This window comes from Massilia agri (assembly GCF_024753255.1).
GTDB lineage: Bacteria > Pseudomonadota > Gammaproteobacteria > Burkholderiales > Burkholderiaceae_D > Telluria > Telluria agri.
This window is the reverse complement of sequence record NZ_JANUHA010000002.1, coordinates 89,269-108,783: the sequence shown is the minus strand read 5'-3', so window position 1 is coordinate 108,783 and position 19,515 is coordinate 89,269. Positions and strand designations below refer to the sequence as shown.

The 19,515-nt window shown below is 68.1% G+C and carries 16 protein-coding genes; 7 read left to right on the top strand and 9 right to left on the bottom strand.

Translation table 11 applies throughout. From position 1 onward, the window contains the following. Positions 1-39: 39 nt before the first annotated feature. From NX780_RS03570 to NX780_RS03545, 6 genes are read left to right on the top strand one after another with little or no spacing between them, the layout of a single operon-like run. A complete protein-coding gene (locus NX780_RS03570; protein WP_441294990.1) occupies positions 40-996 on the top strand; it encodes an AAA family ATPase in 957 nt (318 codons plus the stop codon). A gap of 2 nt (positions 997-998) precedes the next feature. After that, positions 999-1,889, top strand: a complete 891-nt coding sequence (locus tag NX780_RS03565; protein ID WP_258826483.1) for a DUF58 domain-containing protein — start codon at positions 999-1,001, stop codon at positions 1,887-1,889. Beyond that, positions 1,886-2,857: a BatA domain-containing protein gene (locus tag NX780_RS03560; RefSeq protein WP_258826482.1), complete on the top strand. Its 972-nt coding sequence runs from the start codon at positions 1,886-1,888 to the stop codon at positions 2,855-2,857. The genes NX780_RS03565 and NX780_RS03560 overlap by 4 nt, the downstream gene beginning before the upstream one ends. Next, positions 2,841-4,829 (top strand): DUF4175 domain-containing protein, encoded by a 1,989-nt coding sequence (locus NX780_RS03555; protein WP_258826481.1) that lies wholly within the window; start codon positions 2,841-2,843, stop codon positions 4,827-4,829. The genes NX780_RS03560 and NX780_RS03555 overlap by 17 nt, the downstream gene beginning before the upstream one ends. 11 nt (positions 4,830-4,840) lie before the next feature. Continuing rightward, positions 4,841-6,367 (top strand): hypothetical protein, encoded by a 1,527-nt coding sequence (locus tag NX780_RS03550; protein WP_258826480.1) that lies wholly within the window; start codon positions 4,841-4,843, stop codon positions 6,365-6,367. Positions 6,368-6,377: 10 nt separating this feature from the next. Then, on the top strand, positions 6,378-6,734 hold the full coding sequence (locus tag NX780_RS03545; RefSeq protein WP_258826479.1) for a TfoX/Sxy family protein: 357 nt from the start codon (positions 6,378-6,380) through the stop codon (positions 6,732-6,734). A 20-nt stretch (positions 6,735-6,754) separates the two neighbouring features. Here NX780_RS03545 and NX780_RS03540 read toward each other — a convergent pair whose 3' ends face one another. The 9 genes from NX780_RS03540 to NX780_RS03500 form a co-directional block, all read right to left on the bottom strand. Further along, entirely contained in the window at positions 6,755-9,187 is a 2,433-nt protein-coding gene (locus tag NX780_RS03540) for a TonB-dependent receptor plug domain-containing protein (RefSeq protein ID WP_258826478.1), read from the bottom strand. Between the two features lie 204 nt (positions 9,188-9,391). Beyond that, on the bottom strand, positions 9,392-10,168 hold the full coding sequence (locus tag NX780_RS03535; RefSeq protein WP_258826477.1) for a spermine/spermidine synthase domain-containing protein: 777 nt from the start codon (positions 10,166-10,168) through the stop codon (positions 9,392-9,394). 112 nt (positions 10,169-10,280) lie between these two features. After that, on the bottom strand, positions 10,281-10,874 hold the full coding sequence (locus tag NX780_RS03530) for a glutathione S-transferase family protein (protein WP_258826476.1): 594 nt from the start codon (positions 10,872-10,874) through the stop codon (positions 10,281-10,283). Continuing rightward, on the bottom strand, positions 10,871-12,226 hold the full coding sequence (locus tag NX780_RS03525) for a sensor histidine kinase (protein ID WP_258826475.1): 1,356 nt from the start codon (positions 12,224-12,226) through the stop codon (positions 10,871-10,873). The genes NX780_RS03530 and NX780_RS03525 overlap by 4 nt, the downstream gene beginning before the upstream one ends. After that, the gene (locus tag NX780_RS03520; protein WP_258826474.1) at positions 12,223-13,554 is read right to left on the bottom strand and encodes a sigma-54-dependent transcriptional regulator; all 1,332 of its coding nucleotides are present in this window, start codon (positions 13,552-13,554) and stop codon (positions 12,223-12,225) included. Before NX780_RS03520 ends, NX780_RS03525 begins: the two co-directional genes overlap by 4 nt. Positions 13,555-13,584: 30 nt before the next feature. Then, positions 13,585-14,820 carry an ABC transporter permease gene (locus NX780_RS03515; protein WP_258826473.1) on the bottom strand — a complete coding sequence of 412 codons (1,236 nt, stop codon included), beginning with the start codon at positions 14,818-14,820 and terminating at the stop codon, positions 13,585-13,587. Positions 14,821-14,849: 29 nt separating this feature from the next. Beyond that, the gene (locus NX780_RS03510; RefSeq protein WP_258826472.1) at positions 14,850-16,160 is read right to left on the bottom strand and encodes an ABC transporter permease; all 1,311 of its coding nucleotides are present in this window, start codon (positions 16,158-16,160) and stop codon (positions 14,850-14,852) included. A 13-nt stretch (positions 16,161-16,173) separates the two neighbouring features. After that, the gene (locus tag NX780_RS03505; protein ID WP_258826471.1) at positions 16,174-16,878 is read right to left on the bottom strand and encodes an ABC transporter ATP-binding protein; all 705 of its coding nucleotides are present in this window, start codon (positions 16,876-16,878) and stop codon (positions 16,174-16,176) included. Between the two features lie 31 nt (positions 16,879-16,909). Continuing rightward, a complete protein-coding gene (locus tag NX780_RS03500; RefSeq protein ID WP_258826470.1) occupies positions 16,910-18,178 on the bottom strand; it encodes an efflux RND transporter periplasmic adaptor subunit in 1,269 nt (422 codons plus the stop codon). A gap of 222 nt (positions 18,179-18,400) precedes the next feature. On the opposite strand from NX780_RS03500, the gene NX780_RS03495 reads away from it, so the two are divergent. Further along, positions 18,401-19,510 (top strand): alpha/beta fold hydrolase, encoded by a 1,110-nt coding sequence (locus NX780_RS03495; protein ID WP_258826469.1) that lies wholly within the window; start codon positions 18,401-18,403, stop codon positions 19,508-19,510. Positions 19,511-19,515: the final 5 nt, after the last annotated feature.

Below are 19,515 nucleotides of genomic sequence, written 5' to 3'. Positions count from 1 at the left end.
AGAGTGTCGGAAGCGTGGAATGAAGAGCAAATCGCCTCCTTGAGTGCGAAGATCGGCGCCCTGAAAGCAAGCATGGCGCGCGTCATCATCGGCCAGGAAGAAGTGGTCGACCTCCTGGTGACCTGCCTGCTGGCCGGCGGCCACGCCCTGGTCGAGGGCGTGCCGGGGCTGGGCAAGACCCTGCTCGTGAAGTCGCTGGCCCAGGCCACCGACATGCAGTTCCGCCGCGTGCAGTTCACGCCGGACCTGATGCCCTCGGATATCGTGGGCACCGAGATCCTCGAAGAGGACACCACCACGCGCCAGCGCGTGTTCCGCTTCCAGCAGGGCCCCGTGTTCACCCAGGTGCTGCTGGCCGACGAGATCAACCGCGCGCCGCCCAAGACCCAGTCGGCCCTGCTGGAAGCCATGCAGGAGCGCGCCGTCACCTTCGCGGGCACCACCCATAAACTGCCGCGTCCCTTCTTCGTGCTGGCAACGCAAAACCCGATCGAGCAGGCCGGCACCTATCCGCTGCCGGAAGCCCAGCTGGACCGCTTCCTGCTGCGCATCGACGTGGTCTACCCGACCGAGGACGAGGAAGTCCTGATGGTCTCGCGCACCACCCACGCCGGGCTGGACGATGCGGAACCGGCCATGTCGGTCGAAGACCTGCTGCGCCTGCAGCAACTGGTGCGCGACATCGAGATCGGCGAGCACCTGCTGCGCTACGCCACCCGCCTGGTGCGCGCGACGCGCCCATCGGAGACCACGGTGGCGGCGGTGAAGAACCATATCGGCTGGGGCGCCGGCCCGCGCGCCGGCCAGGCCCTGGTGCTCGCATCCAAAGCGCGTGCCCTGATGCAGGGGCGCCTCGCCGTCACCCGCGACGACATCCAGGCCATGCTGCTGCCGGTGCTGGCGCACCGCGTGCTGCGCAACTTCGAGGCGGAGGCCGACGGCATCGCCATCGCCGACATCCTGCAATCCCTGCGTAACGAGATCCGGGTCGATTAATCTTGTCGCTGGCGAAGACCGCGCTGATCGCGCACACGCAAAAGCTCGACCTCGTGATCCGCCACGTGCTGGCGGGCCTCGGCCACGGCATCCACGCCGGGCGCGAGCGCGGGGCGGGTGTCGAATTCTCGGAATACCGGGCCTATGCGCCCGGCGACGAGTGGCGCCGGGTCGACTGGAAGCTCTTGGCGCGCGCCGACCGCTACTTCGTGCGCGAGGCCGAGCGCGACAGCCACGTGGCCGTCTGGCTGCTGCTGGACGCCAGCGCCTCGATGCAGGAACCCAGCCGCGAGATTGGCGGCGTGGACAAGCTGGCCTATGCCCGCACGCTGCTCGGCTGCGTGGCGGCCATCGCCCAGCGCCAGGGCGATGCTTTCGGTCTCGTCGTCCTGAACGCTGGCCGCGTCCAGTTCACCCCGGCCATACGCGGCCCGCGCCAGCTGCAGCGCGTGCTGCTGCAGCTGAGCCGGGTGCAGCCCGAAGGCGGGCTGCCGGATGCCGACACCCTGCGCGCCAGCCTGCACTTCGTCCAGTCACCCAGCGTCATCTTTGCCGCCAGCGACCTGCTCGACTGGCCGTCGCCGCTGTCGCAAGCCTTGACCCGCCTGCGCGGCATGCGCCACGACGTACGCGTGCTCTGCCTGCAGACCCAGGCCGAGGTCGACGCCAGCTTTTCTTCGAACGCGGCCTACCGCGACCCCGAACAGGCATCCGGCGTATTCCGCTTCGGCGCCGACCTGAAGGAGGGGTATCGCCGCGCCCGTGACGAACACTTTGCCCAGGTCACGTCCAGCTGCCGCAAGGCCGACATTCCCCTGGTGACGGCGCGCATCGAGCAGCCGCCCGGCGAAGTGCTGCGCCTGTGGTTGCGCAAACCCGGGAGCCGCCCATGAACGCGCTATGGTGGCTGGCGCTGCCCATCCTGCTGCTGCCGGTCTGGTGGCACCGGAAGAAGCGCGAACAGCACAAGGCCGAGCCGCTGGCGACCAGCCGCTTCCTGCCGCGTACCGAACCGCGCCAGACGCGCGAATGGTCTTGGCAAGATCTGCTCCTGCTGCTGGTGCGCTGCCTGCTGCTGGCCTGCGCGATCGCCTGGCTGGCCGATCCGGTCATGCCCTCGCGTGGCGACACCGTCATTGTGGCGGAAGGGACCGACGCCCAGTGGGCCGAGCGCGAAGCAGCGCAGGCCGGATTGAGCAAGGCCGAGCGCCTGTCGCTGCCGGCGGGGCAGGCGATTGCTTTCCTGCGCACGCACCAGCGGGAATGGCGGCCTGATGCCCGCCTGCTGGTCCTGGGCGACATCCCGATGCCGGCCATGGCGCCCGAGTTCGGCCGCCGCATCGAGGTGCGCACGCTGGCGCGCCCGTTCGAGCGAGCCGAACGCCATGTGCACATCGCCAGTACGCGCCTCGAACAGTGGCGGCGCGTCTTCGCCGGCCAGGGCGCGGTCTTCGACGAGGCGCCCGGAGCCAAGACTTCCCTGATCGTCTGGGACCGTCCGGACGCGCCACCGGCATCGCTGCGCGCGCCCCTGTGGCTGGTTGCCGATACGACGGCCTTCCCCGAACTGAAGAAAGCGCCGCAGGTAGGCGGGCTGCACTACGCCGACAGCCCGCGCGGCCGCCTCTGGCATGCCGCGAGCTGGCCGCCGCAGACGGCGGAAGCGGCGCGCACGCTGCTGGAGGACTGGCAGCGCCTGCATGCCGGCCCGCCGGCCTACACCATGCCGGCACGCGTGTTCGATGCCACCGCCAGCGTCCGCGCCCCCGAGCCGAGCGGCGCGCTGCGCGGCATCCTGATGGCCGTGCTCGTGGCCCTGTTCGTACTTGAAAGGATCCTGAGCCATGCAAGAAGGCGCTGAGATCGTCCGGCGCGTCTGGCGCGCCGCCCAGTTGCGCCGCCTGCCCCTGTGGATCGTGGGCGCGCTGCCCTGGCTGCTCATCCGTTCGGCGCCAGGGCTGATCGCCTGGAGCGCCTTCTGCGCCTGGGACTGGGCCGTCCTGCGGCGCGGCGTCGCCATCGAATGGACGTCCTGGATCGATGGCGCCGTGCCGGAAATGGAAGACAGCAGCGCGCTGCTCGAGCACGCGCCGACGCCGGTCGCCCAGCTGCAGAGGAAGCGCCTGTTGGAGCGCATCGACGCCAGCGTCGGGGCGCCGCAGCTGCGCGCCATCGCGCGCGGCCGCATCAAGGCGGGAGCACCCTGGCTGCTCGGCAGCGCCATCGCGGCCGCCGGCATCTGGTTCGCGGGCGCCGGCGCGCCACAGGGCAGCGCCGTGGCGCAGACCCGCCCCCGGCCTGCGATGGCCACCCTTGCCGCCAACCAGGTCATCGTGCGCACGGCGCCGCCGGGCTATACCGGCGTGCAGCCGGTCGAGACCACGCCGCGCGACCTGCAGGTGCCGGAGCAGACCCTCGTCATGTGGTGCGTGATGGACCCGAGCGCCACGGAAGAGACCATCGAAGCCAGCAATGGCCAGGTGTTCAGGCCGGGCCGCGAGTGCGCGCGCTGGACTGCTGCCGAATCGGTGTTCTGGCGCTGGCGCGGCAAGCGCTACACGATCAAGGTCATTCCCGACCAGCCGCCCGAGATCACGATCACGGCCCCAACGCAGATGGTGCAGGAGCTGCTTGATACGGCGACCAGCGCCGCCATGGGCGTGCAGATACGCGACGACTACGCCATCAGGCGCGCCACCCTGCACATGACGCTGGCGCGCGGCAGCGGCGAGAACATCCGCTTCACCGACCGCGAAATGCCGCTGCCTGCCGGCCCCGACCCGAAACGGCGCAACTGGTCGAAGCAGTGGTCGTTGGCGGAACTGGGCATGGAGCCGGGCGACGAACTCTACTTCTTCGTGCGCGCCATCGACAATGCGGAGAAGCCGCACACGGTGCAGTCGCCCACCTACACGCTGCGCCTGCCCGCGCCGCCAGAAGAAGCTGAAGAAGAAAGCGCGGCGATGCCGATGCTGGTCAAGCCGCAGAGCCTGCGCAGCCAGCGCCAGATCATCATCGATACCGAGCAGCTCGTCGCCGACATGCGCAGCACGAAGATGGGCGAGGACGCCGTGCGCGAGCGCAGCCAGAAGATCGCGGCCGACCAGGGCGCGCTGCGCCGCCGCTATGGCCAGTTCCTGGGCGAGGAGTCGTCGCTGTTCGCCGATGGCGAGGACGACCACGATGACCATGGCGACCATGGTCCGGGTGAGGGAAGCAAGCAGGACATCCTGCACACCTACGGCCACGCCCACGACGAGGCCGAGAACGCCACCCTCTACGACGAGGCGACCAAGAAGGTGCTGCGCCGCGCGCTGGCCGCGATGTGGGACGCCGAAAAGGCCTTGCGTGCGATCACGCCGAAAGTCGCGCTGCCGCCCGAGCACAAGGCGCTGGAGGCGATCAAGGAGCTGCAACAGGCCGAGCGCGTCTACCTGCACAAGACCGCCTTCGTGCCGCCGCCGATCAAGGAAGAGAAGCGCATGAGCGGCGACATGGTTGGCGCCGCGAGTTACCGCCGCGAGCAGGCCGGAGGCGAGGAGCGCGTGCCGGAAGACGTGCGCCAGCTGGTGCAGGCCCTCTCGAACGACGGCCCGTTGCCGGCGCTGTGGACGCGCAGCGCCCACGACTGGGTGCGCACCCACATCAAGGATGACGAGCAGCGCCTGGCCGCCCAGGGCGCGATCCAGGACGTGGCGGACGGCCGCGCAGCCAGCCGTCCCGTGCTGAGGGCCTGGTTGCGCGCCGGCGCAGGGCAGGGCAAGGTGCTGCTGCAGGCACGCGACAAGGTAGAAACACCATTCCTGCGTGCCTGGCGCGAGGGTGGGAAATGATGGATGCCGAAATGAACGGGATCTGGATGCTGGTGCTGATCGGCGCGACGGGCCTCGTGAGCGCCGCCCTGTATGCGCGCCGCCGCCAATGGATCGACGCCTTGCTGGTGCTGGTCGCCGCCATCGCCCTCGGTCTGTTCGCCGCCGGCCTGCGTGTTCCGGGCGATAGCGGCCGCGTGCTCGCGCTGGAACCGGGAATGCCGGCGCCTCTACTTGCCGGCGTACGCGGTTTCTCGGTAAAGGACGACGGCTTGCGCGCCGCGCAGTGGAACGACCTGCCGGCCTTGCCCCTGCAATGGGAACAGCCCAGGGGCGGCGCCATGCGCCTGGACTTTCCGCGCCGGCTCGCGCTCGGCCGCACGTTCACGCTGCGCCTGCAGCGCGAGGAAAAGACGGAAGCGCATTTACAGTTGTTGGCCGAGAACGGCCAGCCGATCGGCGAAGCGCGCGGCAAAGGCGACCTGACGGTCGACTGGATGCCGCCGCTGGCTGAGCGCATGGTGCTGCGCGCACGCCTGCTGGACAAGGACGGCAAGAAGATCGCCGAGGGCCCGGTGCCGCTGACGGTGCATGAACCTGCGATCCTGCAGGTACAGGGTCGCTTCGGCGCACCGTCCTTCGACCTGCGTACCCTGAACGAACTGCTGGCCGGCAGCGGCGCACTGCTGGACTGGCAGGTGGTGCTTGGTCGCGACATCAAGCGCAGCGAGCTGCCGCGCGAGGACATGCAGGAGCCTAACCTGCTGGTCGTCGACGCAGCCTGGTTCGAACGCGCGGGCGCTGGAGAGCGTTCCGCACTGCTGGGCCGTGTCGCCGGCGGCCTGCCCCTGCTGGTACTGGGCGCGAACGCCAACGCCCCGGCCTTCTGGTCGCGCACCCTGGAACTGCCCCTGAAGGCGCAGCCGGCTGACGCGAAGACCGAGGGGCCGCTGGAACTGGCGGTAGCGCCGCTTAACCCGGCCGCACGCGAGGCGGGCGAGTGGACGGGCTCGGACAATCTGGTGTGGACGCGTGCCTGGCAAAAGGGCCGCATCGCCTGGCTGGGCGCCGCCGAATGGCACCGCCATGCGATCGCCGAACCGCAGGCCCTGGCCCTGTGGTGGCAGGACGTGCTGGACCGCGTTGGCGTGGAACTGCCCAGGGAAGTCGAGTGGCTGGAGCCGGAAGAAATGCCACTGCCCGGCCAGCGCATGGAAGTGTGCGCACGCGGCGTGAGCGGCGAGGTCGACTTCCCCGCGCTGAAGCTGACGCGCACATGGACGCCGCGAATCGATTCCGCCTGCGTGGCCGTCTGGCCGACGCAATCGGGCTGGTTGGAACTGAAGGATGCGAAGGCGGGCGTTCACGCGCTCTACGTCTACGCGCCGGAGGATTGGCCGCAGTGGCAGGCCGCGCAGCGGCGGGATGCGACGGCGCGCTACATGGCGCGTACCCCGGCCAGGGCGCTGGAAGGGGCGGCGCGCGCCTTCCCGGCCTGGCCCTTCGCCGCCGTGTTCGCGCTGGCGATGCTATTGCTGTGGTGGCGCGAGCGCCGTTAGGAGGACAAGCGTGGCAACCGACAGCCATTTCGTCGACTACATCATCGAACAGAGCGGCCTGGGCGCGCGGCTCACCAGCAGGAAGATGTTCGGCGAGTATGCGCTCTACCTGGACGGCATCGTGGTGGCTTTTGCCTGCGACAACAGCCTGTTCATCAAGCCCTCGCAGGCGGCCGTCCTGCTGGCGCCGGACCTGCCGCAGGGGCCGCCTTATCCGGGCGCCAAAGACTATCCCATTGCCGACGAGCTGCTCGACGATCCGGACGCCCTGCGCCGCCTGATCGTCGAGACGGCGGCCCTGATGCCGCCGCCGAAAGCGAAAAAGCCCGGCAAGGCCGGGCCGAAGAAGAAGGCGGGACCGGCATAGCCGTTCCCGCCCGCGCCGCGTCAGAAGGCGTAATCCACCTTCGCGTACATCGAGCGGCCATTGATCCCGAACGGGCAGGTCTCCCAGCAGTGGGTGAAGCCCAGCTGCGGGAAGGGCGCCGCCTTGACCGGATCCCACTTGGTCGGGTAGGTGTCGAACAGGTTGTTGACCCCAAGCGACAGGCTCAGCTTCTTCGTGAAGCTGTAGCGCGCGGTCAGGTCGACGATCCACTTCGCATCCCACTTCTGGATGAAGCCCGGCGTGAAGCCCTGGCCCTCGACTTCGCCGAAGTAGTTGGCGCGCACCGTCCCGTTCCACGGGCCGGTGGTGTAGTCAGCGGCGACGACGTGGTGCTGGCGCGGCTGGCCCTTCTCGATCAGGGTCACCTGGCTGTCGTCGAAGAGCTGGGCGCCGGTGAGCACCGAGGACTGCGAGTGGCGATCCTTCACCTTGGTGCGATTGAAGCCGAGCTGGCCGGACAGCACCAGGGTCGAGCCTTGCCCGCGCGTGGTGTGCTGGGCCACCAGGTCGAAGCCGGTCGTCGTGGTGTCGATCGCATTGGTGAAGAACTGGGCCTGGCCCACGCGCAGCGGATCGAGGATGGCCTTGATCGGGCAGGCCGCGGCGGTCGCGCAGGCGCCCGACTCCGGACTGATCACGCTCGAGAACACGATGCGGTCGTCGATGTTGGTGCGGTACAGGTCGGCCGTCACCGAGAAGTTGCTGGTCGGGCGCAGGATCATGCCGATGCTGGCGCTTTTCGACGTTTCTTCCTGCAGCGGCGCGATGCCGAAGGCGCGGGTCACCGGGCTGTTCTCGCGTGCCGTCAGGGTCTCGGTCAGCACGCCGGCGGCGTTCAGGTTGGTGGACACCGAGCTGTAGAACTTTTGCTGCACGCCCGGCGCGCGGAAGCCGGTCGAGCCGCTGGCGCGCAGGCCGATGGTGCGCGACGGGTCGTAGCGCAGGCTCAGTTTGCCGATGGTGGTGTTGCCGAAGTCCGAGTAGCGCTCGTGGCGCACCGCCGCGCCCAGCGACAGCGCGTCGATCTTGCGCTCGAGGTCCAGGTAGTAGGCGGTGTTGTGGCGGCCGTCGTCCACTTCGGTGCCGGGGGTATAGCCCGGGAAGCCCTGGATGCCGGAGGCCGCGATGCCGCCGTTCTGGTTGAGGATGACCTTGCGCGGATCGTTGGTGCGGCCGTACTGGTAGGAGACCGGGTCGCCGGCGACGATCTGGTAGTTATCCTCGCGCCATTCGAAGCCCGCGCCGATGTAGAGCGGGCTGCCCGCGACCTGGAGCGAACCCTTGAAGTCGAGGTTCAGGGTGGTCTGGTCGAACTTCAGCTTGCCGGTATCGGCCGAGGTGGGCGAGCTGCCGTTCTCGTAGTAGTAGCTGACGTTGACCGAATTGCGCTCGTGGAAACCGAGCTCGCTGCGGCCGTGGTTGACGCTCAGGTCCACGCTCCAGTCGCCCGTCAGGTCGTGGCGGTAGCCGACCCCGAGCGAGGCGTCCTTGACGGTGGTGACGATGTTCGGCAGGAAGCCGTTCGGGTAGAGCGCCGGCACGTTGCGGTCGTCGCCGGCGGAGCGGTAGAAGCCTCCCGAATCGCCGCGGCGCTTGGAGGCGCCGCCGAAGGTGTACAGTTCGCCGCTGCCGACCGGCAGCGAGGCGTTCATCCAGACGTAGCCGTCCTTGGCGAGGCTGTCGCCGATGCGCTGGGTCACGCGCGGCGGATCCACGCGCAGCGTATCGACGCCGGCGCGGTTGGTCTCGTTGCGGCGCCGGCCCTCGACCGACAGGTTCAGGTAGCCGCCGTCCGCGCCGAGCGCGAAGCCCTTGTGCGCACTGGCGGTATAGGTGTCGCCGTCGCCTTCGCTGGTGGTGCCGGCGCTGGCGCTGAGTTGCGTGTCGGTGGCGCCCTTCTTCAGCACGATGTTGATCACGCCGGCGATCGCATCCGAGCCGTACTGCGCGGCCGCGCCGTCGCGCAGCACCTCGATCGACTGGATGGCCGACAGGGGAATGGCGTTGATGTCGGTGCCGGCCGAGCCGCGGCCGATGGTCTGCTGCACGTTGACCAGGGCCTGCTGGTGGCGGCGCTTGCCGTTCACGAGCACGAGGAGCTGGTCGGGGCCGAGGCCGCGCAGGGTGGCCGGACGGATGATGTCGGTGCCGTCGCTGATGAAGGTGGTCGTGAAATTGAAGGAGGGGTCGAGATCCTGCAGCACCTTGCCGAGTTCGAGCGAGCCGGCCGACTGCAGGTCTTTCGCGTTGATCAGGCCCACGGGCACGGCGGTATCCAGCGCCGTCTTGGCCTGGGTCCGCGAACCCAGCACCACCACCGTCGCCGTATCGGATTGCGCCGCATTGTTCGCCGCTTCCTGCGCGAACGCCGAGGCCATCGCCGATACCAGTGCCGTTACCAGCAGTGCCTGTTTCTTCCCTTGATTCACCATCTTGTCCCCTTCGTTTGAGTTAGATCGCCATCACGAAAACTAAGCCGCCTATAACTGCGGCTAATTGATTCTGCGCAAACATTTCCGTAAGTACAAGTGTCAACTGTGCAGGACGCAACACTTTTTGGAAATTATGCGTATTGACGAAAATGGCGGGGGAGATGCTTTACAAGCGGGGGAGAATGTGGCAATCGCGCATGTCGATCAGGCGTGGTCGCGCATCCATTCCTTCAAACCGTTGACCCAGTTTTTCGCAGGCAGGTTGTAGCGCCGCCGGATCTCGGCGGCGCGTTCGTACAGCAGCGCGAAGTCGATCTGCGGGGCGTTCTTGAAGGCGAGGACCACGATGTTCGCGTCGTGCACCTCGGGCAGCCAGACCACGGCGTCGAAAACCTGCTGCATGGTGAGCAGGTTCTTGTCGTAGCTGTTGAAGTCACCGAAGACGTTGGCCGTCATGATGCCGTCGCTCGTCAGGCAGTCGTAGCAGCCCTGGTAGAAGTCGAGCGAGTCGAGCACCGGGCCGCGGGCGTCGTGGTCGTAGAGGTCGACCTGCAGCACATCGACCTTGCCATGGTTGTCGGCGTCGAGCACGAAGTCGAGGGCGTTCATCTCGCGCACGTCGAGGCGCGCATCGTTCTCGGGCAGGCCGAACAGGGCGCGGCAGATGGCGATCACATTGGGATTCAGCTCGGCCGCCGTGACCTGGGCGTCCGGGAAGCGCCGGTAGCAGAACTTGGTCAGCGCGGCGCTGCCCAGGCCCAGCTGGACGATGTGGCGCGGCGCATCCTGGAACAGCGTCCACATCATCATCATCTGCACGTATTCGAGCTCGATCGCGTCCGGCTTGGACAGGCGCATGGCGCCCTGCACCCAGGAGGTGCCGAGGTGCAGGAAGCGCACGCCGTCGAATTCGTCGATGGTGGCGGGCGGATGGCCGGGTTGGGCGAAGCGGGGATCGATGCGGGAGTACGAGGGAGGCATGGGGAGGATGATACCGTAGGGTGGTCGGCTTCGCCGACCGCGCGTTCAACTCCCGGATGCGTAGTAGCGGCTCATGAAGTACTTGAACGCCCGGACGGGGGACCCGTCCACCCTACGCGATACCGTTGCGCCCGAACTCGCGGAAGCCCTGCCGTTCGCTTAGACGCTCGTAATAGGCGGCCACGTGGCGGTAATCCGGCCGCGCCATCGGCGTCATCATCCAGCGGTTGACCGACAGGCCGAGCACGACGTCGGCCAGCGTGAAGTGTTCACCCGCGGCATAGGCGCCGGTCTTGCCGAGCTGCGCGTCGAGGATGCCGATGTGGCGGTTCCACGCGACGATGCCGGCCGCGATCAGGGCAGGGTCCTGGTGGAGCGGCGACTTGCGCACCAGCGCCATGAAGGCATAGCGCCAGGCCGCGTTCAGTTCGGTCGCCTGCCAGTCCATCCACTGCTCCACACGGGCGCGGCCCTGGGCGTCCGCCGGCAGCAGCGCGGAAGCGTATCGGGTAGCCAGGTAACGGCAGATCGTGTTCGACTCCCACAGCACCAGGTCGCCATCGACCAGCACCGGCACCATCGCATTCGGATTGAGCGCCGCGTGCGTGGCGTTCCAGTCCTCGCGCTCGTAGGACAGGCCGAGTTCGGCGCAGGTCCACAAGACCTTGCGGACGTTGATCGAGGTGGTCTTGCCGATGATTTTCATGCCGGGCTTCCGGGCAGGATGGGAAGGATGAGGGTGACGGCCAGGCCGCCGCCCTCGCGATTGGACAGCAGGATGCGGCCGCCGTGGGCTTCGGCGATCTCACGCGCCAGCGCCAGCCCGAGGCCGGTGCCGCTGCGCTTGGTCGAATAGAAGGGCACGAGGGCGTTGGCGAGCACGGCGTCACTCATGCCCGCGCCGCGGTCCAGCACGTCGATGCGCAGGGCGTCCTGCACCCGCCGCACGCTTAGCTCGACGTCGCCAGGGACGGAGCCCGATTCGTGGGCGTTCTTCAGCAGGTTGAGCAGGGCCTGTTCCATCTGCGCCGCATCGATCCAGGCCGGCGCCGAGGGCAGTTCGCCGGCGAGGCGGAAGGCCACCTGGTCGGCCAGCCGGCCGACAAACGCGTCCCAGGGCGTCGGCTCCAGGCGCGGCGCCGGCAGCTTGGCGAAGCGCGCGTAGCCGAGGATGAAGGTTTCGAGGTGGCGGGTGCGCTCGCCGATGGTCTGCAGGATCTGCGGCAGGCGCTCGGTCTGGCCGCGCCGCACCAGCTCCGCGCCGGAATGCGCCAGCGAGGCGAGCGGCGCCAGCGAGTTGTTGAGTTCATGGCTGATCACGCGGATCACCTTCTTCCAGGTCTGCACTTCCTGGCGCCGCAATTCAAGGGTGAGGTGGCGCAGCAGCAGCAGCTCGTGGCGCCGGCCGTTCAGGGTGAAGCTCGAGCGCGCCAGGTGGTAGACCTCTTCGTCCTCGGCTTCGCCGGCGGTGAACAGGCCGTCGCCGCCGCGCGCCAGCGCTTCCTTCAGGGCCGGCGCCGCATGTTCGAGCACTTCGCCCAGCTGGTGGCCTTCCAGCTTGCGGCCTTCGGACAGCAGCTGGCGCGCGGCCAGGTTGGCGTAGACGATGGCGCCGCTGCCGGCGCCGGAGTCGGTCACCAGCAGCATGGCCACCGGCGTGTTCTGGACCATGGTATCGAGCAGCAGTTCGCGCTGCACCAGGCCGAGGCGCTGCTCGCGCAGCACCTTGCCGAGCTCGTTGTGGGCGGCGATCAGGTCGGCCAGCTCGTCGTTCTGCGGCCAGTGCAGGCTGAAGGAGAAGTCGCCGTCCCGGTAGCTCGTCACCGTGCCCTCCAGCGCGCGGAACAGCGACAGGATGGGCTGGATCTGCGAGCGGATGGTGATGATGGAGATCGGGACGATGGCCAGCAGGCATGCGCAGAAGACCAGTACCGGCTGCCCGGGGAAGAAGTGGTCCAGCCCGAGGGCGATCAGGATGCCGAGGGCGAGCAGGGTGCCGACCAGCGCCGACCAGCGCGTGACCAGCGAGAGGCGAAAACCCCGGCGCTCCCCGCTCATGCCGTGCGTGCGATGCCGAGCCGCTCCATGCGCCGGTACAGGGCCTGGCGCGACAGTCCGAGTTCGCTGGACGCCTGGGCCACCACGCCATTGGCGCGGGCCAGGGCCTGGACGATGGCCTCGCGGTCGGGTTCCGCATCGTGGCTGCTCCCGACGGCCAGCGGCAGGCCGAGGTCGGCCGCCTTGATCACCGCGCCTTGCGCCAGCAGGCTGGCGCGCGCCATCACGTTCTTCAGTTCGCGCACATTGCCGGGCCAGTTGTGGGCCAGCAGGGCGTTCTCCGCGGATGGATGCAGGGTCTTCCCGCGCAGGAAGGACAGGGCCAGGGGCAGGATGTCGCCCGGACGCGCGGCGAGTGGCGGCAGGCGCAGCTCGATCACGTTGAGGCGGTAGAACAGGTCTTCGCGGAAGGTCCCGGCGCGGATCATGGCGGACAGGTCGGCATTGGTGGCGCTGATCACGCGCACCTTGACCTGGCGCTCGCGGTTCGAGCCGAGGCGCTCGAAGCGGCCGGTCTCCAGCACGCGCAGGAGCTTCATCTGCCCGGCCAGCGGCAGGTTGCCGATCTCGTCGAGGAAGAGGGTGCCGCCGTCGGCTGCCTCGAACTTGCCTTCGCGTGCTTTCGAGGCGCCGGTGTAGGCGCCGGCGTCCGCGCCGAACAGCTCGGCCTCGATCAGCTCGGAGGGCAGGGCGCCGCAGTTGAGCACCACGAAGGGCCCGTTCGCCACCTGCGAATTGGCCTGGATGATCTCGGCGATGCGCTCCTTGCCGGTGCCGTTCGGGCCCGTGATCAGGACCGGCACGTCGGCGCGCGCCACCTGGCAGGCCAGGGTGAGCACGCGTTCGGTGGCCGGGTCCTGCCAGACCAGGCCGCGCAGGTCGAAATTCTGTTCCAGCTCGCGCCTGGCCTTGCGTTCGCGCTGCAGGCGCTGGCTGAGGGCGCGGTTGGCCTGGCCCAGCTCGATCAGGTTGGTGACCGTGGTGAGCAGGCGCTCGTCGTTCCAGGGTTTCGACAGGTAGTCGGCGGCGCCGGCCTTGATCAGCTCCACGGCCGCGTCCAGGTGGGTCCAGGCGGTGAGCAGGATCACCGGCAGGTCGGGGTGGCGCCGGCGGATCTCGCGGAACAGGGCCACGCCTTCCTCGCCCGAGGTCGTGTCAGCCGTGAAGTTCATGTCCTGGATGACCAGGTCCACCGCCTCGCGCTCGAGAATGGCCAGTCCCTCTTCCGGCGAAGCCGCGCGCAGCGAGGCGATGTCGTGGAGGGAGAACAGGACCTCGAGAGCGATGGCGACCGCGGCGTTGTCGTCGATGATCAGTACAGTGGGCATGGCGACAAGCATATCATTGCTGCAAACACATCAGGCACTGCGGGTTGCGGTCGCCGGCGAAATGCTGGCCGCGCGCCATGCCGGGCCGTAGGCGGCCAGGATGCCGAGCGCCCAGAACACCACCGCACCGCCCACCAGGTAAGTCGCCGGCAGGCGCGCCATCTCGAGCTTCGTCACCAGGAGGTGGTTCAGGCTCAGGCCGAACAGCACGCCGCCGAACACGCCGGCGCTGGTGATCATGAAGTTCTCAAGGATGAAGTAGCGCAGGATGTCGAGCTTGCGGGCGCCCAGGGCGCGGCGCACGCCGATCTGCTTGCGGCGCTGGGTGACCCAGAGGCTGGCCATGCCGACGATGCCGCTGCTGGTGATGAGCAGCAGCAGGACGCTCACCGTGATCAGCATCCACGACAGGGCCATGTCGGCGCGGTAGCGGTTCTTGCGGTCGTCCTCGACCGTCTTGGCCTGCATGATGACCGGGGTGGCGGAGGACTTGCGCAGCGCCTCTTCCGCTTCCTTGATGACGCGGTCGCGCTGGCCGGGCTCGGTGCGAATCGCATACATATTGCCGGGGCGGCCATACACGCGCGCCGGGACGATGGTGGAGAATTCGGCCCGTTCGCCCATCTCGCCATGGGCGGACTGGAGACGCTCGACCACGCCCACGACCTGCGAGGACAGGGCGTCGTCGCCGGTGCCGAACCAGACCTGCTTGCCGATCGCCGTGGAAGCGCCGGGCCACATCTTCTCGGCCAGGGCCTTGGTGACGATGACCTGCTTGGGCAGCTCGCGCTGTTCGTTCTCGTTGACCTCGACGATCTCGCCCGGAAGGAAGTCGCGGCCCTCGACCAGCTTCAGGCCGAAGGTCTTGACCAGGGAGTCGCCGGACACGTACTGCGAGGCGATCGCGGTTTCGCGCTCCTGGCGCTGGTCGACGGCGACGCTGTTGTTGCTGCCGCTGCGCGACAGCGGCATTTGCGACACCTGGGCCACCGAGGCCACGCCCGGCACCGCGCGCAGGACCTCGGTCTCGCGCCGGATCGTGGCCAGCATCTGCTCGGGGCCGTCGGTGTTCAGGTTGCGCACCTGGAAATAGAAGGTGGAGGCTTCGTCGGCCAGGCCGGAAGGGCGTGCCGCCACGGCGCGCCGCTCTTCGACGATGTGCAGGGCGTTGGCCAGGATGCCCAGGCTCAGCGCGACCTGCAGCGCAACCAGGATCGGGCCGGTTTTGTTCCGCAACAGGGCGGACAGGATGGGACGGATTTCCATGATGGTCTCTCGTTCTTGTCAATGGTTCGTCATTGCGACTTGAGCTGGATGGCCGGCGTCACCTGGCAGGCGCGCCAGGTCGGCAGCAGGCCGGCGAGGAGGGCCGCCAGCACCGACATGACGAAGGTCAGCAGCAGCATCTGCCAGTCCATGCGCGCGACGATCGCCATGCCGCGGCTCTGCATGCCGATCAGGGCCAGGGCGCCGAAGGCCAGCACCAGGCCCAGCACGCCGCCCACCAGGCCGACCACGCCGGTCTCGATCAGGAACTGCTTGAACACGTCGGCGCGCGAGGCGCCCAGGGCGCGGCGCACGCCGATCTCGGAGGCGCGCACCGAGAATTTCGCCAGCAGCAGGCCGACGGTGTTCACCAGGCAGAGGATCAGGAAGCCGAACGCCAGCCAGGCCTGCAGCTTGCTGTCGTTGCCCACGACCTTCATCTCTTCCATCCATTCCATCACGTTGTACAGTTCGTTCGGCGCATTGCGCTTCAGGCGGCCCAGCTTGCGCTGGTCGTTGGCGTAGTTGTCGAGCCAGGACTGCAGCTCGGCGCGGTCGGAAGCAGACCTGGTCTCGAACCAGAACTGGATCCAGGTGCATTCGGACAGCAGCAGGTTGGCGAAGCCGGGGTCGCGGTTGGCGCTGCAGCTCATGCTGCCGTTGTGGCCCATCTCGTGGCGCAGCGCGTTCGAGAAGGGAATGAAGAATTCCTCGCCCTGGCCGAAGCGGCTGCCGCCGATCAGCTTGTAGTAGCGCGGCACCGGCGCCCAGGTATCGGTCACGCCGACCACGGTATAGGGGAAGCCGCCGATGCGCAGCTGCTTGCCGACCGGGTTCGCGTCACCGAACAGCTTCTCGGCGGTCTCGCGCCCCAGCACCACCACGTCGGCGCCGCGGGTGTCGTCGCCTTCGGTCCAGGCCTGGCCGTGCAGGAAAGGCACGTTGAACATCGCGAAGAAGTCGCGGGTCGGCGCCATGCCGGAAGCGTTGAAGGCCGGGATGTCGGTGCGCGGCGGCTCGACCGGGCGCATCACGCCGTACATGGCGGTGCGGCGCTCGCCCTGGCCGCTCTTGAGGAAGTTGGCGGCGTCGATGTAGCCCAGCTGGTCGTCGTTGCGCCCGTCGCTCGGCACCCAGCCTTCCAGCTGGCCGTTGTCCACGAGCGGCACGAACAGGCGGTCGCTCTTCTCGGGAATCGGGTCGCCCGACATCACGTGCAGGATGGTAAGCGTGGAAACGCTGGCGGCCACGCCGATGGCCAGGGTCAGCACCATCAGCGCGGTCAGCGCGGGGTTGCGGCGCAGGCTGCGCACGCCGAGCTTGAAGTAGTAGGAGAACATGGCGCGCCGCTCCTTATGCCGTGGCCTTGTCGACCAGGGTCGGGCCCTTGCGCACCAGGTCCGAGACCTGGCCGTCGATGATGTGCACGTTGCGGTGGGTGCGCACGGCCAGTTCCGGGTCGTGGGTCACCATCAGGATGGTGGTGCCGGCCGCGTTGATCTCTTCCAGCAGCTCCATCACGCCGCGCGCCATCTGGGTATCGAGGTTGCCGGTCGGTTCGTCGGCCAGCAGCAGCTTCGGACTGCCGGCCAGCGCGCGCGCGATCGCCACGCGCTGCTGCTGGCCGCCGGACAGCTCGGCCGGGAAGTGCTTCATGCGCGAGGCCAGGCCGACTTTCGACAGCGCGTCCTCGATGCGCTCCTTGCGTTCCTTCGCATTGAAGCCGCGGTAGCGCAGCGGGACGTCGACGTTGTCGAACAGGTTCAGGTCGGGGATCAGGTTGAAACCCTGGAAGATGAAACCGAGCTTCTCGTTGCGCAGGCGCGAGCGGGCCGCATCGTCCAGGCCCTTCACGTTGACGCCGTCGAGGACGTACTCGCCCGAGGTGAATTCCTCCAGCAAGCCGGCGATGTTCAGGAAGCTGGTCTTGCCGGAACCGGAAGGGCCGGTGACGGTAACGAACTCGCCCTGCTTGACTTCGATCTCGAAACCGCGCAGCGCGTGGGTCTCGATCATGTGGGTGCGGTACACCTTGCTCAGGTTGGTCATGCGCAGCATGGGTTTCTCCTTGTTTGTCTTTTCAGGTTGTTCAGCGATTGATGGATACGCGAGCGGCATTGTTGAAGGTATCGGTGCCGGCGATGACTACCTTGTCGCCCGGCTTCAGGCCCGACAGGATCTCGACGGCGGAAATGCTGGTCGCGCCCAGCTGCACCGGGGTGCGCACGGCGATGCCGTTGTCCACCTTGTAGGCGAAGCGTCCGCCCTCGCTTTCGACGAAAGGACCGCGCGGCAGCATCACGACGTTCGGGCGCTCTTCGATCAGCAGGCGCGCGGTCACGCGCTGGCTCTGGCGCAGGCCCTTGGGCTGCTCGCCGTCGAAGCGCACGCGCGCCAGCACCTGGTTGCGCACGACTTCGGGCGAGAGCGCCGACAGCTTGCCGGTGGCCTTGCCCGAAGGCAGGGTGATCTCGGCGTTCATCCCCAGGCCGATGTCGGCCACATAGGATTCCGGCACCTCGACCTCGACCTCGAGCTTGGACAGGTCGACCAGGGTCATCAGGGGCGCATTGGCGGCGACGACCATGCGGTTCTGGACGTTCAGGGTGCCGATGAAGCCGTCGACCGGGGCGCGCACGGTGAGTTCGTCGACGCGGCGCTGGGCGTTGGCGAGTGACAGGCGCTGGCGTTCCAGCTCGTTGATCTTGGTTTTCAGGGCCAGCTGCACGTCGTCGCCTTCCAGGTTGGCCGCCTGGGTGGCGTGGCGCGCGCGGATCTCGGCCGAGTTCAGGGCGTCCTTGGCCTTCTGGTAGTCGATCTTGGCGATGATGCCGACCTGGGCCACGCCCTCGTAGCGCTCCAGGGTGCGCTGGGCCGACAGGCGCTCGATCTCGGCGGTGTCGGCTTCGCGCTGGGCCAGCAGCTTCTGCTTGCGCGACAGGATCTGCTGGCGCGCCACCTCGGCTTTCAGCTGCTCGTAGCTCGAGACTTCGCGCTTGAGTTCATCGGTGAGGTCGGGCGACTCCAGCACGGCCAGCACGTCGCCCTTTTTCACCGTGTCGCCGGCGGCGACTTTCAGGTTGACGGTGGCCGGGGCGGTCGAGTACAGGGTCGGGCTGACGGCGGCCACGATGCGGCCGTTGACCGAGGCGTCGCGCACCAGGGTGCCGCGGCTGACTTCGGCGATGCGCAGGCGCGCTTCGTTGACCGAGTGTTCGCTGCTGCTCCAGGCGCCGAGCACGGCGGCGGTGACCGCGGCGATGGCCACCAGGCCGCCCACCCACAGGGCGCGGCGCTTGATCTTGTGGACGGGCGCCGGGGTGAGGACGGCGTCTTGTTGTGAGGTATCGCGGATCATGGCTTCTCATTGACAACATTGGATGCGGGTGTCAATGCATGATCCGTGCCAGTATTGCAAGTGCCTGATTTTGCTGGAATCGCGCTGCCGTGCGCGGTGTCCGCAGTGTCCGTCAATATGGTCCCGGACAGTCGGCCGGACAGGCCGGACAGCGAACCCGGCAGTCGACGATGTGCACGCCTTGCGGTATCGTGGGGCGTTCACCGATTCTTCAGGATTCCCATGCGACTTCCCCGTCTTGCCTGCTTCCTGGCCTTGTGCGCCGCATTCCTCCCGGCCCACGCACAGAAACCCGCGAGCCGCGCCGAAGCGGTCAAGATCGTCGCCGACATGCGGCGCATCGTCACGCCCGAGGGCATCGAACGGACCCAGGCCGTGCGCATCGGCGGCATCGACCAGTGGATCTCGGTGCGCGGCGTCGACCGCCGCAATCCCATCCTCCTGATGATCCACGGCGGGCCGGGCTACGTCAGCATGCCGACCAGCTGGTACTTCCAGCGCGGCTGGGAGGATTACTTCACGGTGGTGCAGTGGGACCAGCGCGGCGCCGGCAAGACCTATGCGGCCAACGACCCGGCCGTGGTGACGCCGACCATCACGCGCGCGCGCATGGTCGAGGATGCGGTGGAGATGGTCGCCTGGCTGCGCAGGGAGTTCGGCAAGGAACGCATCTTCGTGCTCGGCCATTCCTGGGGCAGCACGCTCGGACTCGAGGTGGCGCAGCGCCGTCCGGAATGGCTGCACGCCTACATTGGCGCCGGGCAGGCCACCAACGGGCCCGAGGGCGAGCGGCGCGGCCTGCGCTTCGCGCTCGATGCCGCCCGCCGCGATGGCAATGTCCAGGCGGTGCGCGAGCTGGAAGCGCTCGGCGACTATGCCGCGCCGGGACGGCCGATCAGGCTGGCCGACATCTTCCTGCAGCGTAAATGGCTGGGGCACTACGGCGGCGCCGTGCATGGGCGCCGCAACTTCGATCACGAAGGCGCCGCGGCCCGCCTGGCGCCCGAGTATTCGGACGCCGACCTCGCCACCATGTGGAAGGCCAACGACATCTCGACCGAACGCCTGCTGGTGGAGACGGTGTCGACAGATTTCAGCAAGGTGGCGAACCTTAAATGCCCGCTCATCCTGCTCAACGGCCGCCACGACTACAACGTGTCGGCCAGCCTGGCGGCCGAATGGTTCGAAAAGGTAAAAGCGCCCTCGAAGGCGCTGGTCTGGTTCGAGCACTCGGCGCGCGAGATGTTCAACGAGGAGCCGGGCAAGATGCTGGTGGCGCTGGTGCGCCACGCACGGCCGATCGCGGAGAAAGCAGGCGACGCGGCGCCTTGAGTCCG